Genomic DNA, 16,061 nt, shown 5'->3' with positions numbered 1-16,061 from the left:
GTATACCGCCAATTTCCAAGAGCATAGATACATATACAAACGGAACTTTTTCTCCCATAAAAAAACCCTTGCAGAATTAACTGACAAGGGTTCGGTCTATAACTGATTAACTAAAACTAATAAAACACTTGTTCAAATTGGTTAACGGCGTCTTTGCTTTCCAGGTTAGAGTGTCCCATTAAAAACTCATCGACCTTGCGGGCGGTCTCACGGCCTTCGGATATGGCCCAAACCACAAGCGACTGGCCGCGGCGCATATCGCCTGCTGCAAACACTTTGCTTACGTTGGTGCGGTAAATGCCTTCTTTGGCCTTCACGTTCCTGCGCTCGTCAAGCTCAACGCCCAACTGCTCTAAGGTGCCTTCAAACTGTGGGTTTACAAAACCCATAGCCAGGAAAACACGCTGGCAAGGTATCTCGCGCTCGCTGCCTTCCACCTCGTTAAATTTAATGGGCCTGCCCATTACATCTATCTCCCAGCTAACATCAGTCACTTTAAGGGCTTTAAGCTCGCCGTTCTCGTCGCCAATAAACTCTTTAGTGTTGATACCCCAAAAACGCTCAACACCTTCCTCGTGCGAGCTGGTGGTCTTCAGCACCATTGGGTAAGTCGGCCACGGCATATGCGGCGTGCGCTGCTCAGGCGGCTGCACCATTACCTCAAACTGCTTTACAGACCGTGCGCCCTGGCGGTTTGATGTGCCTACACAGTCGCTGCCGGTGTCGCCACCGCCTATTACTACCACATCTTTATCTGTAGCTAATATATCTTCGCCCTCAACAGCAATGCTGCTAACGCGTTTGTTTTGCTGTTTCAAAAAGTCCATAGCAAAGTAAATGCCCTTAAGCTCGCGGCCCGGTATAGGTAAATTACGCGGGATAGTTGATCCACCGGCCAGCACCACCGCGTCGTGGTTACGCACCACCTCATCGGCAGCTACATTCTTACCCACTTCGGCGTTACATCTAAATTCTATACCATCTTCTTCCATGATCTGGATGCGGCGATCAATCACCCATTTTTCCAGCTTAAAATCGGGGATGCCGTACCGCAGCAGGCCGCCGGGGCGGTCGTCGCGTTCGAAAACGGTAACGCTATGGCCTGCTTTGCTCAATTGCGCGGCCGCAGCCAGCCCCGCAGGGCCTGAACCTATCACAGCCACCTTTTTGCCCGATTTGATCAGCGGGGCAACCGGTTTAACCATGTTTTTTGAATAGGCTACTTCAATGATATGTTTCTCAATTTCCTCGATAGCAACAGGCGGCTTGTTGATGCCTAACACACATGCCGACTCGCATGGAGCAGGGCAAATACGGCCGGTAAACTCGGGGAAGTTATTTGTAGACGAAAGAATCTGGTAGGCTTCGTCCCAATTTTTACGGTAAACCGCGTCGTTAAACTCTGGTATCACATTACCAAGCGGGCAACCCGAGTGGCAAAATGGAATACCGCAGTTCATGCACCGAGCCGATTGCTGGTTTAGCTTTTCGTCAGAATACAAACCAACAAACTCGTTATAGTTTTTTATCCTTTCGGCAACAGGTGCTTTAGCGGGAAGTTCCCTCGTAAATTCCTGAAATCCTGTAACTTTTCCCATACTATATTTAGCTTACGGTTTGATATTGTGATTTTTCTAACACTTTTTTGTACTCCTTAGGGAATACTTTTACAAATTGCGACGAAGCCCTGCCCCAGTCCTTAAGGATGTTTTGCGCCACCTTACTGCCGGTTAAATTGATATGCTTTTTCAGCAATACGGTTATCTGCTCTTCGTCTTTTAATGATAGCGGGTCAAGGTCTACCATTTCGGTATTGCAGTTGTCGGCAAAGGTCCCCTTCGGATCATAGATCCAGGCGATACCTCCGCTCATACCTGCGGCAAAGTTTCTTCCGGTTTCACCAAGTATTAGTGCCCGCCCGCCGGTCATGTACTCGCAGCCGTGGTCGCCTATACCTTCAACAACCGTTGTAGCACCCGAGTTACGCACCGCGAAACGTTCGCCTGCCATACCTCGTACAAACAGCTCGCCGCTGGTAGCGCCGTATAAGGCTACGTTACCAATGATAATATTGTCCTCGGGTTTAAAGGTGGCGTTTGCTGCCGGATAAATTGCCAGTTGCGCACCTGAAAGGCCTTTGCCTACGTAATCATTTGCTTCGCCTTCCAGCTCAAAAGAGATACCCTTTGTAGTGAACGCGCCAAAGCTTTGACCTGCCGACCCCCTGAATTTATAGTTGATAGTATTATCGGGCAATCCTGCCGAACCATACTTTTTAGATATCTCGTTTGATAGCAGCGTGCCTATGGTACGGTCAACGTTCTTCACGTCAAACGTAGCAAATACTGGCGTTTTATCTTCCAGGGCAGGCTTAGCCTGTTTCAACAGTTCCCAATCGATGATGGCATCCATCCCATGGTCTTGCTTTTCGCTGTTATAAAGCGTGGTGCCTTTGGTAAAGGTAACCGGGTGCAGCATTCCGCTCAGGTCAATTTTATTGGCTTTCCAGCTCTTCAGGCCGTCTTTAACCTTCAGGAACTGTACGCGCCCAACCATTTCGTTTATGGTACGGAAACCCAACTCGGCCATGATCTCGCGCAGCTCCTCGGCCATAAAGCGGAACAGGTTAACGATATGGTCCGGGCTGCCGCTGAATAACTTCCTCAGTTCAGGGTCTTGCGTAGCCACGCCTACCGGGCAGGTATTTAAGTGGCATTTCCGCATCATAATACAGCCGCCTGCAACAAGGGCCGCAGTTGCAACGCCCCATTCTTCGGCACCCATCAGGGTGGCAATGGCTAAATCGCGGCCGGTTTTTAGCTGCCCGTCTGTTTGCAGCACTACGCGACTACGCAGTTTGTTGCGCACCAGTGTCTGATGCGCTTCAGCAAGGCCAAGTTCCCATGGCAGGCCCGCGTGTTTTATAGAACTTATGGGCGATGCGCCTGTGCCGCCATCATAACCGGCGATAAGGATAACATCGGCGTGCGCTTTGGCAACACCCGCAGCTATGGTGCCTACCCCCGCTTTTGATACCAATTTAACATTGATACGTGCGGCACGGTTGGCGTTCTTTAAATCAAAGATAAGCTGCGCCAGATCCTCGATCGAGTAAATATCGTGGTGCGGTGGCGGCGAAATCAGGCCAACGCCAGGTGTAGAGTGGCGGGTTTTAGCGATCCATTCGTCAACCTTATGGCCCGGCAACTGCCCGCCTTCGCCAGGCTTTGCGCCCTGCGCCATCTTTATCTGCAGTTCATCGGCATTGGTAAGGTAATTGGAGGTTACCCCAAAACGAGCCGATGCAACCTGTTTGATGGCAGAGCGCATCGAATCGCCGTTTGGCAATTTGTCGTAACGCATCTCATCCTCGCCGCCTTCGCCGGTGTTGCTTTTACCACCTATACGGTTCATGGCAATAGCCATAGTGCTATGCGCCTCGTGCGAAATTGAACCGAACGACATGGCGCCTGTTGCAAAGCGGGTCATGATGTTCTCTATCGGCTCAACCTCATCAATACTGATGGCTTCGCGGTGATGGGCAAAATCGAGCAGTCCACGGATGGTGAAATGCTTTTCGGTTTGCTCGTTTATCGCGTTAGCATAATTTTTATATACCTGGTAGCTGTTGCTGCGGGTAGCATGTTGCAGCAAGTGTACGGTAGTTGGGTTAAACAAATGGGCTTCGCCGCGGCGCTTCCACTGGTAAATACCACCTTCGGGCAACAAATGGTTCTCTGTTTTGGGGCTGTTAAAACCTATTTTATGCTTACAAAGCGATTCGCGCGCTATTTCGTCAAGGCCTAAGCCCCCTATGCGGGTAACCGCGCCGCTAAAGTATTTGTCAACCACAGTTTTGTTCAATCCAAGTATTTCAAACACCTGCGACCCGTGGTATGATTGCAATGTAGAGATCCCCATTTTTGAGAAGATCTTCAGCAAGCCGTCGTTAACCGACTTAACATAGTTCTTGTAAAGCGATTTAAGGTCAAGGTTGGTCTCTAACTGGCCATTGTTTTTTAATGTTTCGATAGTAGATAGCGCCAGGTAAGGGTTTATGGCGGTAGCACCAAACGCTAACAAGGTAGCAAAGTGGTGTACTTCCCAAACGTCGCCCGTTTCAGCAACAATACCTACCGCGCCACGGCGGCCTTTTTTAATTAAATGGTGGTGCACTGCAGATACCGCCAACAGCATGGGTATAGGCGCATGTTCCGAATCGATGGCACGGTCGCTTAATATCAATACTTCAAAGCCATCGTCAACCGCATCCTCGGCATAACGGCAAAGCCTTGCAATCCCTTTTTCTAACGAGCCGGGGTTGCCGTCGGCGTTGTAATAAGTTTGCAGTGTTTTAGCGTGGAATAAACCGGTATCTATCGAGCGCAGCTTTTCCAGCTGGTGGTTCTTTAATATCGGGTGGTTAAGCACAACGCAATGGCAGTGCATTTTATCCTCGTCCAATAAATTGCCGTTGTTACCGATGAAGGTGGCCAAACTCATTACCAAACGCTCGCGGATAGGGTCTATCGGCGGGTTGGTAACCTGGGCAAAAAACTGTTTAAAATAGCTGGAAAGGTGTTGCGGCTTATCTGACAGGATTGCCAAAGGCACATCCGTACCCATTGAACCTATCGGTTCCTTACCATCCAAAGCCATTGGCTTTATAATAGTATCTATATCTTCGCGGCTGTAACCAAAAACCTGCTGATAGCGGTAGACTGCATCGGCGCTAAGGCTGGCGAATGATAAACGCGGCTCGGCCAGTTCACCCAAACGGATCTTATAGTTATCCAGCCAGGTGCCGTACGGCTGCTGGCCGCTTATTTCCTTTTTTATTTCATCATCTGTGATGATACGTCCTTTTTCAGTATCTATCAGCAGCATTTTGCCCGGCTGCAAGCGCCCTTTTCTAACCACGGTGCTTTCGTCGATAACCAGAGTCCCGGCTTCTGACGCCGCTATAACGCGGCCATCATTAGTGATCACATAACGCAGCGGGCGCAGGCCGTTACGGTCAAGCAGGGCTCCAACCATTTTACCATCGGTGAATGATATTGCGGCGGGGCCGTCCCAAGGCTCCATTATGGTAGCGTGGTACTCGTAGAACGCCTTTTTTATCGGGTCCATCTGCTCGTTGCCATCCCAGGCCTCGGGGATCAGCATCATCATAACATGCGGTAACGAACGGCCTGTATGCAGCAAAATCTCGATAATATTATCCAGACATGCCGAGTCGGACTGGTTGTTATCAATAACCGGCAACAGCATCTCCATCTCTTCGTTGGTAAAGTAGGCTGATGCAAAAGATTTTAAGCCCGAATAGAACCAGTTAAGGTTCCCTGTCAGGGTATTTATTTCGCCGTTGTGGGCAATTAAGCGGAATGGTTGAGCCAGTTTCCACGATGGAAAGGTATTGGTTGAAAAACGCGAGTGTATCACCGCGAAACCCGATGCCATACGCGGGTCGGCCAGGTCGGTAAAGTACTTACGCAGCTGGTAAGTGGTAACCTGCCCTTTGTAAATTATGGTACGGCAGCTTAGCGATGTAAAGTAAAAATACTCCGCAGCGGCGGGGATGGCTTCGGTAATGGTTTTATTGATATAACGGCGCAAAATATAAAGTTTACGCTCAAAATCATCGGTATTGGTAATGGTATGCGGCCTGGCAATAAACAGTTGCTCGCAATCCGGTTCCGCCTGGCGGGCGGTTTCGCCAATTGCTGTTGAATCTACCGTTAATTTACGGTAGCCTAATATTTTCAGTCCAAGTTTTTCTACTGCTGCAGCAATAATGTTGCGGCTCGCCTTTTTTAATGCCGACTCTTTCGGGAAAAATATCATCCCTACACCGTACTCGCCGGGCTCGGGCAGGCTTATCTCCAGGTCGGAGCATTCTTCCATTAAAAATTCGTGTGGAAGCTGAATCAGGATACCTGCACCATCACCGGTCTCAGGGTCACAGCCGCACGCGCCGCGGTGCTCCATGTTCTCCAGCATGGTTAATGCATCATCAATAATATGGTTAGATTTATGACCGTTTATATTGGTTATAAACCCTGTTCCGCAGGAATCATGCTCAAATTCCGACCTGTATAGGCCCTGCTGGTTGCCATCTGTTTGATCCATTCTTATTATCCGCTTTTTTGTGACGCGGGTAATAACGAAATTATTAAATTTCCATATTTTTATAAAATGGACATTAATTTTTCAAAAATCATTAAAACACTGTATATTTTTTATGATATAATTATTAAGTCGACAAAAATAGTGTGCTTAATATACGAAAATGATAATTCTAAATGTTAATTTAATATGCACACATAGTAAATGCACCGATTAACCTAATTTTGCCAAAATTGACTTATACCATATAATATATGCCCGAAAAAATTAAAGCAGTATTTTTAGATCGCGATGGGGTTTTAAACCAGGAAATGGGCGATTACGTGTGCCGTTTTGAGGACTTTCACGTGCTGGACAATTTTGATGCCCTTAAAGAATTGCAAGACCGCGGCTATATGCTTTTGGTAGCCACCAACCAGGGCGGCCTGGCCAAAGGCTGGTATGATGAGGCTGAGCTTACAAAAATGCACGCTCATTTAAAACAGGTTTACTATGAACATGGGGTTGAGATAACCGATTTTTTCTATTGCCCTCACCACCCCAACTTTACGGGCGATTGCGATTGCCGCAAGCCAAAACCGGGATTGCTTTTACAGGGCATCGAAAAATATAATATCGATCCATCCAGGTCATACTTTATAGGCGACCGCGAGCGCGATGTTGAGGCGGGTGTCGCTGCCGGTGTAAAAGGAATTTTGATTAACAGCGACCAGCCCATTAGTACCATATTGGATCTGATAGATTAACTATGAAAAAATTATTGGTGCTCCTGTTGGTTTTAGCAGCAGGGATTGGTACGAAAACAATTGCCCAGGACGAGAATTACCAGGCCAGACAGCAGCTTCACAGCTTTAAACTAAAGGACAAATTAAAGCCCGAAAGCGGCGAGGTCAATTTTCGGGGATTATCAAAACCGGAACTGCAGCCCAAACTAAACAGCTTATTAAATGTTGCAGCTGATGACTTTCTTAGGATACTAAATGATGGGGCAACGGATAAGAGGTTTCAAGAAGTTATAGCAATAGGGTTATCCCGTTTTAACCCATATTATGAGAACCTTGATACCGAGGACAGGACACGCATCTGTAATTATTTTGAAGAATTAATGGATGATGTAGGTCTTGAAAGTTCGGGGGGAGCCATAAATAAGTGGATGTACGGCTTTGATCCCGCTGTAAAACAGTAAACGATTTAAATGCAGATATCTGAAAAATTAAAAAACTACGACACGCTGCTTTTTTCGGCAATTGCTGCACTTGCTGTGTACTTGTTTTGCAGCTATAGCGGCATCGGTATATCGCCCGATTCGATCATGTACACCAGCGCTGCCCGCAGTTTTGTAGCCAATGGTACGCTGCTTACCTTCAATCATATCCCAATTGTTGATTTCCCGGTATTTTACCCGCTATTTTTAGGCGTCATAAGTTTTATAACCCGTACAGATCCTGTTGTTTTTGGTGCAGTGCTTAACATGGTATTATTTGCCGCGCTTATATACACCAGTGGGTGGATCATGTCGCGGTTTGTACCTTCATCACGCATATACAAGTGGCTGGTACTGGCAGCTATCATCCTAAATCCCGGCTTACTGCAGGTTTACTCCTACCTGTGGTCCGAAACACTATTCATCCTCGAGGTGCTGTTCTTCATGGTTGTTTTCAGGAAATACCTGTTAACCCACGCGGGTAAGTGGCTGGTATTTGCAGCGTTAATTGCGGCCGTGGCCTGTATAACCAGGTACGCGGCAGTAACCATTGTGGGTACGGGCGGCTTACTATTACTGCTTGACCGTACCCTGCCTATCCGGAAAAAAATCGGTCATATATTATTATATGGGTTTATCTGCATCTCACTGCTGGTTGCTAACCTCACGTTTAATGCCCTGCACACCGGTACGGTTACTGGTCCGCGCGAACCATCGATCACCTCATTTGGTAAAAACCTGTTTTATTTTGGTTCGGTGTTCTGCGAGTGGATGGGCATGACGCCCAACATGTACACCTCGTTTGCACTGCCGCTCGCTATAATCATACTCGCAGGCTTTATAGTAGCCCTGGTTTTTAACTATACACGCCGCCGGCTGGATAGCTTCGAGAATTTGGCCATCACCTTCGCGCTGGTTTACGGGTTGTTTATTGTGCTCTCATCAACATTTTCGCGGTACGAGCGTATCAACCCGCGTTTGTTATCGCCTATGTACATCCCGGCTTTATGGGGTTACACCAGTTGGGGCTTGCTGCTTTTGAAACGGATTTCGGTTAAACGCGTGCGAATGGCAGTGGCGGCTTTATTCATAGTAATGATGATGGGTTATATCACTAAGATTTACCTGATAGACAAAAAACGCTACGACGAGCAAATAGCCGACGAATACGGCAACCCGGGTTATACAGATAACGAGTGGATGGAATCGGAATTTGCCAATTACCTGAAGCATATTGATAAGCGCATTTTCGACCCGAAAGTGACCATCTATTCGGACGCGCACGAGGCTGTCTACTTTTTCTCGGGCCTGTCATCATACCTTGTACCGCACAAGTTCTTTAAAAAGGATGTGGCCAGGTTTTACCAGATCAAACGCTTCTATCTCATCTGGTTCAATAACCTCGAAAACTCCGAACTGATCAATATCAAAGACATCCAAAAAGTAAAAAAACTAAAGGTGATCAAGCAGTTTGACGAAGGCGCGATATATGAGTATGAGGGAGAAATACCAACGGCTAAATAAGGGATCCACTAATTACATAAGTGCTTATACATATTGTCATTCTTATAAAAAAGCGGTGGGAAATTTGAATTTTTAGCAATCAATTTCACATTAAATTTTGATTTAATAAATCGATACCTATATTTGCATCGCTCATCTATAGTATTACTATACAAAATGGAAAGGTTTAAACTACATCATCCGCATCTGCACCATCACCACCCGGTGATGAATAGATAATGTATGTTTCTACGCGAAATAACAACCTCCGTTTTTTTAATTATAGTACCTTAATATCAACTTGTGAAAACACTAAAAATAGCGATCCAGAAATCGGGTCGGCTCAACGAAAAATCCGTTGAATTGCTAAAAAATTGCGGCCTTAATTTTGAAAACTATAAAAGTTCACTGATATCGCCGGTATCAAACTTCCCGTTAGAGATACTTTTTTTGCGCGATGACGATATTCCCGAATACGTACAGGATGGCATTGCCGACCTGGGTATAGTTGGCGAAAACGTGATACAGGAAACCGAAGTTGAGGTAAGCTACCTGCAAAAACTCGGCTTTGGCAAATGCTCGTTAAAGATAGCCGTGCCGAACAATAACACCATAAACAGCCTCGAGCAACTTAATGGCAAGGCTATTGCTACCACCTACCCGGTAATACTCGGCAAATATTTAAAAGAAAAAGGCATTACGTCGGATATCCGCACCATATCCGGCTCGGTAGAAATTTCGCCGGGTTTGGGTTTAAGCGATGCCATTTGCGACCTGGTATCTACAGGCGGCACACTGAAAAGCAATGGCTTGATGCCTTTTGCGGATGTAATGAGCAGTGAAGCCGTTTTAATTGGCCGCAAAGGCAGCGAAGACGACCATTTGGTGCAGGAACTGATACAGCGTATCCAGTCGGTACTGCGGGCTAAGGAAACTAAGTACGTGGTGCTGAATGTAGAGCGTAAAAACCTGCCGGCAGTATTAACTTTGCTGCCGGGGGTTAAAAGCCCTTCGGTGGTGCCATTGGCCGAGAGCGAATGGGTGGCGGTACACACCGTAATACCTGAACGGGATTTTTGGGACAGGATAAGCCAGCTAAAGCAGGCCGGCGCACAAGGCATTGTAGTAATGCCGATAGAAAAAATAATATTATAGCTGGCAGTTACCGGTTTGCAGTTTGCTGCAAGCTGCAAACTGCGTACTGCAAACTAATATGAAAACATTCAAATACTCCGACCTTTCATCTGCAGATATCTACCGCCTGGTGCAGCGCAATGTTGATCCGGCAAACGAGATACGCGCTTTGGTTGAAGACATAATTGACCATGTAAAACAACACGGCGACCGCGCCTTGTATGATTACGCCGATAAGTTTGATAAGGTTGAGTTAACCCAGCTTTACCTGGATAAAGCTGAACTGGAAGAACTGGCATCGGCCGTGTCGGAAGATCAGCAGCAGGCGTTGCAAACCGCTTATAACAACATCTATAAATTTCATCAGTCGCAGCTAAAAACCGAAGAAACGGTAGAAACTATGCCCGGCGTAACCTGCTGGCGCGAAGTAAGAGCCATCGAAAAAGTTGGCTTGTATATCCCCGGCGGTACCGCGGTGCTGCCATCAACATTTTTGATGCTGGGCATCCCCGCGCGCATTGCGGGCTGCAGCGAAATTGTGGTTTGCTCGCCACCGCAAAAAAACGGCAAAGTAAATGCTTTTATAGCTTATGTAGCCTTAATGCTGGGCATTTACAGGGTGTACCTGGCTGGCGGGTCGCAGGCTATAGCCGCTATGGCTTACGGCACCGAAACTATCGCTAGGGTGGATAAGATATTTGGGCCGGGCAACCAGTTTGTAACCAAAGCAAAAACCATTATACAAAGCACTACCACAACAGCCATTGATATGCCTGCCGGCCCATCAGAGGTGTTGGTAATTGCGGATGAAACAGCAAACCCCGCTTATGTAGCCGCTGACCTGCTGGCACAGGCTGAGCATGGTATTGACAGCCAATCGATATTGGTATGTACCTCAGAAAGCATCGCTAAGCAAACATTTGCCGAAGTTGAAAAGCAATTGGCCGTTTTACCGCGTGCGGAGATCGCTAAACAGGCACTTGATAATTCTTATATCATTATCACCGATGATCTTGGTGAAGCGATGGATTTCAGTAACCAATACGCCCCCGAACACTTGATACTGGCTACTGCAAGCTGGAAACAGCTAACCGCAGGCATAAAAAACGCAGGTTCGGTATTCCTGGGTAACTTAACGCCTGAAAGCGCGGGCGACTATGCTTCCGGCACCAACCATACGCTGCCCACCAGCAGCTACGCGAGGGCTTACTCGGGCGTATCGGTAGATTCGTTTGTAAAGAAGATAACTTTCCAGTATTTAACTGAAGAAGGCATACAAAATATAGGGCCATCAGTAGAGATACTGGCGGAAATGGAAGGCCTGCACGCACACCGGAACGCGGTGAGTGTAAGGGTGAATAAGTAACAAAAAAACGTCATTGCGAGATACGAAGCAATCTTCGGTAGAAAAGCAGGCTACAAGCATGTTGAAGATTGCTTCGTACCTCGCAATGACGGAGAAAATTAATGATTACAATGTTCGACATAAATAATATACTACGCCAAAACATCAAAAACCTAACCCCCTACTCATCCGCGCGGGATGAGTACACCGGCGAGGCGAGCGTGTTTTTGGATGCGAACGAGAATGCTTTCGGCTCGCCGCTAAGTAATGCGTATAACCGCTACCCCGACCCATTGCAGCACCAGGTAAAGCTGCGCCTTAGCCAGATAAAAGGTGTGCCGGTACGCAACATATTTTTGGGCAACGGCAGCGATGAAGCTATCGATATCCTGTTTCGCAGCTTTTGTAACCCGGGGGTTGATAACGTGATCATTGTACCCCCTACCTACGGCATGTACCAGGTATCGGCCAACATTAATGATGTAGAAGCCCGCAAGGTGCTGTTAACTGAAGATTATCAGCTTGATCTGGAGGGCATTGCCGAGGCCATCGACAAAAACACAAAACTGATATTTGTCTGCTCGCCAAATAACCCAACCGGCAACTCCATTAACCGCGACGATATTGAAACGCTGCTGGCCAATTTCAACGGCATTGTAGTGATAGACGAGGCGTATATCAATTACAGTCGCCAAAAAACTTTTATACAGGAACTTACCGAATATGCCAACCTGGTTGTGCTGCAAACCCTATCAAAAGCATGGGGACTGGCAGGCTTACGGGTAGGCATGGCCTTTGCCAGCGAAGAGATCATCGAAGTGATGAACAAGGTAAAGCCGCCTTATAATATCAACCAGGCATCGCAGCTTTTGGCCCTTGAGGCCCTTGGTAATGTAGCGCAGGTAAACGCGTGGATAAAGGAAACCTTAGAGCAGCGCGATAAACTGGTGCTGTCATTAAAAGATCTTGATTTTGTTGTAGACATTTATCCCTCTGATGCCAACTTTATTTTGGTAAAAACTACAAACGCAAAAGGCATATATGATTATTTGGTGCAGCATGGCATCATCATCCGCGATCGCTCCAAAGTAGAGCTTTGCGAAGGTTGCCTGCGCATTACGGTTGGTACGCCCGATGAAAACAAAACATTGATACAAACCTTACAGCAATACAAATAATAATGAGCAAGCTGCAAAAAGTACTTTTTATTGACCGCGACGGGACGATCATCAACGAAACACCAGATGAGCAGATAGATTCGTTCGCCAAGCTTACGTTCTACCCCGGCGCTTTGCAATACCTGCCAAAAATAGCTGCCGAACTGGATTACGAGCTGGTTATGGTAACCAACCAGGACGGTTTAGGCACGGCGTCATATCCGGAAGATACATTTTACCCGGTGCATAACTTCATCATCAAAACATTCGAGAACGAAGGGGTGCATTTTTCGGAACAAGCTATTGACCGCACCTGGCCTACCGATAACGCCCCTACCCGCAAACCGGCTACCGGCTTGCTGACAAAATATCTCGACACTACAAAATACGACCTGAAAAATTCCTTCACTATAGGCGACCGTAAAAACGACATTCTGTTGGCCAAAAATTTGGGTGCAAAAGGCATCTGGATAAACAACCACAGCGGTTTGGGCGATGCCGAATTTAAGGCGGAGGCAGATGCTGATATCGCAAACGTATTAGCGCTGCAAACCACTGAATGGAAAGATATCTATGAGTTTTTGAAATTGGGCCAGCGCGTTGTAGAGCATAGTAGGGTTACGAAAGAAACCGATATCCGCATCAAGCTTAACCTGGATGGAACAGGCGAAGCAAAAGTTTCAACCGGGCTGCACTTTTTCGACCACATGCTTGACCAGATAGCCCGCCACGGTGGTATCGACCTGGAAGTAACTGCCAAAGGCGACCTGCATATTGACGAACACCATACTATTGAAGATACCGGCATTGCCCTGGGCGAAGTTTTTGCTGCCGCTTTAGGCAATAAAATGGGTATTGAGCGTTATGGTTTTTGCCTGCCGATGGACGATTGCCTTGCACAGGCGGCAATTGATTTCGGCGGACGTAACTGGATTGTTTGGGACGCTGATTTTAAACGCGAAAAGGTGGGCGATGTACCAACCGAAATGTTCTATCATTTTTTTAAATCGTTTAGTGATGCTGCAAAATGCAACCTGAACATTAAGGCTGAGGGACAAAACGAACACCATAAAATAGAAGCTATTTTTAAAGCCTTTGCAAAAGCCATAAAAATGGCCGTAAAGCGCGACGTTAATAAAATGGTTTTACCAAGTACAAAGGGACTTTTGTAGAGAAGCAAGACATCAGGAAGCAGGAATCAGGACAAAAATGCTCTTGATTCTTAGGTCTTAACTTCTTGATTCAATTAAAAACATATGATAGGCATTATCCGCTACGGCGCCGGCAACATCTTCTCGCTTACAGCTGCTTTAGAGCGGCTGGGCATTGCCTATGGCATGGTGAACACCGAGGCCGACCTGGAACTATACGACCGTTATATTATCCCGGGGGTTGGGCATGCGGGCGCGGCTATGCGCAAGCTGGAACAAACCGGCCTGGTACCTGCCATAAAGGCATTAAAAAAACCAACTTTGGGCATTTGTGTGGGCATGCAGCTATTAACGTCGTACAGCGAAGAGGGCGACAGCAATTTATTAGACCTGTTCCCGATCAAAACGCTTAAATTTCCTGATACGGGTGTGTTTAAAGTGCCCCACACGGGTTGGAACCAGGTTGACGTTGAAAAAGAAAGCCCACTATTTGAAAATATACCCACCGGTTCACACTTTTACTTTGTACATTCATACTTTATTGAGTATAACAAACTATACACTTTATCGTCAACCAGTTACATAAACAAATTTTCGGCATCAATTTGGTATAACAACTTCTACGGCGTGCAGTTTCACCCCGAAAAGTCGGGCGCGTATGGCGAAACATTATTAAGAAATTTCTCTAAAATTTAAAACATGTATATTATTCCTGCCATTGATATTTTAAATAAAAAGGTTGTTCGCCTTCGCGAGGGCGATTACGAGCAGGTAACAGAATATGATGTTACACTCGAAGAAATGATTGAACGATACCAGAGCAATGGTACAAACTTCATCCACATCATAGACCTTAACGGCGCTAAAGGCGACTTTAGCAATCAGCAATACCTGTTTGATGTTATACATAAAACGGATATGCAGGTACAATACGGCGGTGGCATCCGTAGTATCGACCAGGTAAAACAACTGATAGATGCCGGAGTGCACCGCGTTATTGTAGGCACACAGGCCATTACCAACCCAAGTTTTCTGGAAGACCTGAGCAAGGCCATTTGCGGCCGCGACAAATGCAGCAACCAGGTAGTTATAGCTATAGATGTACTGGACGAGGTGATCAAATACTCGGGCTGGATGGAAAGCTCGCCCATTAAACTGATGGACTATGTTGACAAATGCCTGGCGCTTGGTTTCTTCCGCTTTTTGTGTACCGATATCAACAAAGACGGTAAACTTGGCGGCGCCGGTGTGGAGCTATACAGCAAACTGCTCGATCATTCGCCGTTTATCAAACTCATCGCTTCGGGCGGGGTAAGCTCTATGGCCGACATCGAGGAGTTAAGTAAAATAAAGGTTGAAGCCTGCGTTGTTGGCAAAGCCATCTACGAAAACCATATCAGCATAGAAGAAGTAAAAAACTGGAATTTGGAATCACTGATGTCAATTTAATCGCGCCCGAAGGGCGCATACCCAACCCGTCATTGCGAGGTACGAAGCAATCTCCAAATTTTGCATCGTCACTTAGCATGTGAAGAGATTGCTTCGTACCTCGCAATGACGCTCTACTAACCCCTATGCTTGCTAAACGAATCATCCCCTGCCTTGACGTTAAAGACGGCCGCACCGTAAAAGGTGTTAACTTTGTTGACCTGCGCGATGCCGGCGACCCGGTTGAACTTGCCTGGAACTACTCGCAGCAGGGCGCCGACGAGTTGGTTTTCCTGGACATTACAGCCACGGTAGAGCGCCGCAAAACCATGGTCGAGCTGGTGAAGTCAGTTGCACGGCAGATCAATATACCATTCACCATCGGCGGCGGTATCAACGAAATTGCTGATGCTGATGCACTGCTTAACGCAGGCGCTGATAAGATCTCCATCAATTCGGCCGCGGTGCGTAACCCGGCTTTGATTGATGAGCTGGCCAAAGCATTCGGTGTGCAGTTTGTAGTGATAGCGGTTGATACCAGGGTTATGGGTGATAAAAACATCGTCCACCTGAATGGCGGGCGTTTACCAACCGACAAGGAAACATTAAACTGGATTGTAGAGGCACAAAACCGCGGCGCAGGCGAAATACTGCTTACCTCGATGGACCACGATGGCACAAAGGCAGGTTTCGACAACGGATTACTTAAATTGGTTAACGATACGGTTAGCATCCCGGTGATAGCATCGGGCGGCGCCGGGTCGGTACAGCACTTTGTAGATGTGTTCCAAAAAAGCAATGTTGATGCCGCGCTGGCCGCTTCGGTATTTCATTACGGCGAGATATTGATACCCGATTTAAAAGCCGTTTTAAAAGAGAATGATATTAAGGTGAGGATGTAGATCCTCATCCCAACGCGTCATCCTATGTTTGTATAGGAGTTGTTTACAAGGAGAATAAGAATAATTTTATTGCAGAAGAAAAGGGTAAAGAGAAAAGATTAAGGCGTGTCA

12 protein-coding genes are annotated in these 16,061 nt (G+C 46.9%); 10 read left to right on the top strand and 2 right to left on the bottom strand.

From position 1 onward, the window contains the following. Positions 1-116: 116 nt before the first annotated feature. A complete protein-coding gene (locus HDC91_RS00060; protein WP_162432868.1) occupies positions 117-1,598 on the bottom strand; it encodes a glutamate synthase subunit beta in 1,482 nt (493 codons plus the stop codon). 7 nt (positions 1,599-1,605) lie between these two features. Then, positions 1,606-6,129: a glutamate synthase large subunit gene (gene gltB, locus HDC91_RS00055; RefSeq protein WP_183547180.1), complete on the bottom strand. Its 4,524-nt coding sequence runs from the start codon at positions 6,127-6,129 to the stop codon at positions 1,606-1,608. Between the two features lie 251 nt (positions 6,130-6,380). Between gltB and HDC91_RS00050 the strand changes: the two genes are divergently transcribed. The 10 genes from HDC91_RS00050 (at position 6,381) to hisF (ending at position 15,950) form a co-directional block, all read left to right on the top strand. Then, positions 6,381-6,872: an HAD-IIIA family hydrolase gene (locus tag HDC91_RS00050; RefSeq protein WP_183547178.1), complete on the top strand. Its 492-nt coding sequence runs from the start codon at positions 6,381-6,383 to the stop codon at positions 6,870-6,872. Positions 6,873-6,874: 2 nt separating this feature from the next. Then, positions 6,875-7,312, top strand: coding sequence for a DUF4844 domain-containing protein (locus tag HDC91_RS00045; protein WP_183547176.1), 438 nt, complete (start codon positions 6,875-6,877; stop codon positions 7,310-7,312). A gap of 9 nt (positions 7,313-7,321) precedes the next feature. Next, entirely contained in the window at positions 7,322-8,854 is a 1,533-nt protein-coding gene (locus HDC91_RS00040; RefSeq protein ID WP_183547174.1) for a hypothetical protein, read from the top strand. A gap of 282 nt (positions 8,855-9,136) precedes the next feature. After that, positions 9,137-9,988 carry an ATP phosphoribosyltransferase gene (hisG, locus tag HDC91_RS00035; RefSeq protein ID WP_183547172.1) on the top strand — a complete coding sequence of 284 codons (852 nt, stop codon included), beginning with the start codon at positions 9,137-9,139 and terminating at the stop codon, positions 9,986-9,988. 58 nt (positions 9,989-10,046) lie between these two features. Beyond that, positions 10,047-11,333, top strand: a complete 1,287-nt coding sequence (hisD, locus tag HDC91_RS00030) for a histidinol dehydrogenase (protein ID WP_183547170.1) — start codon at positions 10,047-10,049, stop codon at positions 11,331-11,333. A gap of 110 nt (positions 11,334-11,443) precedes the next feature. Then, positions 11,444-12,490, top strand: a complete 1,047-nt coding sequence (gene hisC, locus HDC91_RS00025) for a histidinol-phosphate transaminase (protein WP_370576780.1) — start codon at positions 11,444-11,446, stop codon at positions 12,488-12,490. Between the two features lie 2 nt (positions 12,491-12,492). Beyond that, on the top strand, positions 12,493-13,641 hold the full coding sequence (gene hisB, locus HDC91_RS00020) for a bifunctional histidinol-phosphatase/imidazoleglycerol-phosphate dehydratase HisB (protein WP_221262079.1): 1,149 nt from the start codon (positions 12,493-12,495) through the stop codon (positions 13,639-13,641). Positions 13,642-13,725: 84 nt separating this feature from the next. Beyond that, a complete protein-coding gene (hisH, locus tag HDC91_RS00015; protein WP_183547167.1) occupies positions 13,726-14,316 on the top strand; it encodes an imidazole glycerol phosphate synthase subunit HisH in 591 nt (196 codons plus the stop codon). A gap of 3 nt (positions 14,317-14,319) precedes the next feature. Beyond that, positions 14,320-15,069 (top strand): HisA/HisF-related TIM barrel protein, encoded by a 750-nt coding sequence (locus tag HDC91_RS00010; protein ID WP_162432877.1) that lies wholly within the window; start codon positions 14,320-14,322, stop codon positions 15,067-15,069. A gap of 125 nt (positions 15,070-15,194) precedes the next feature. Then, on the top strand, positions 15,195-15,950 hold the full coding sequence (gene hisF, locus HDC91_RS00005; RefSeq protein WP_183547164.1) for an imidazole glycerol phosphate synthase subunit HisF: 756 nt from the start codon (positions 15,195-15,197) through the stop codon (positions 15,948-15,950). Positions 15,951-16,061 lie beyond the last annotated feature (111 nt).

Source organism: Mucilaginibacter sp. AK015, assembly GCF_014200785.1.
In the GTDB taxonomy this organism is placed as follows: Bacteria; Bacteroidota; Bacteroidia; order Sphingobacteriales; family Sphingobacteriaceae; genus Mucilaginibacter.
This window is presented reverse-complemented; position numbering and strand designations above follow the sequence as displayed.

Bases quoted from the DNA above. Each gene is read 5' to 3' on its own strand.
- hisD (WP_183547170.1), top strand. From the start codon at position 10,047: ATGAAAACATTCAAATACTCCGACCTTTCATCTGCAGATATCTACCGC.
- gltB (WP_183547180.1), bottom strand. From the start codon at position 6,129: ATGGATCAAACAGATGGCAACCAGCAGGGCCTATACAGGTCGGAATTT.
- hisB (WP_221262079.1), top strand. From the start codon at position 12,493: ATGAGCAAGCTGCAAAAAGTACTTTTTATTGACCGCGACGGGACGATC.
- HDC91_RS00045 (WP_183547176.1), top strand. From the start codon at position 6,875: ATGAAAAAATTATTGGTGCTCCTGTTGGTTTTAGCAGCAGGGATTGGT.
- HDC91_RS00060 (WP_162432868.1), bottom strand. From the start codon at position 1,598: ATGGGAAAAGTTACAGGATTTCAGGAATTTACGAGGGAACTTCCCGCT.
- hisF (WP_183547164.1), top strand. From the start codon at position 15,195: ATGCTTGCTAAACGAATCATCCCCTGCCTTGACGTTAAAGACGGCCGC.
- HDC91_RS00050 (WP_183547178.1), top strand. From the start codon at position 6,381: ATGCCCGAAAAAATTAAAGCAGTATTTTTAGATCGCGATGGGGTTTTA.
- hisC (WP_370576780.1), top strand. From the start codon at position 11,444: ATGTTCGACATAAATAATATACTACGCCAAAACATCAAAAACCTAACC.
- HDC91_RS00010 (WP_162432877.1), top strand. From the start codon at position 14,320: ATGTATATTATTCCTGCCATTGATATTTTAAATAAAAAGGTTGTTCGC.
- hisH (WP_183547167.1), top strand. From the start codon at position 13,726: ATGATAGGCATTATCCGCTACGGCGCCGGCAACATCTTCTCGCTTACA.
- HDC91_RS00040 (WP_183547174.1), top strand. From the start codon at position 7,322: ATGCAGATATCTGAAAAATTAAAAAACTACGACACGCTGCTTTTTTCG.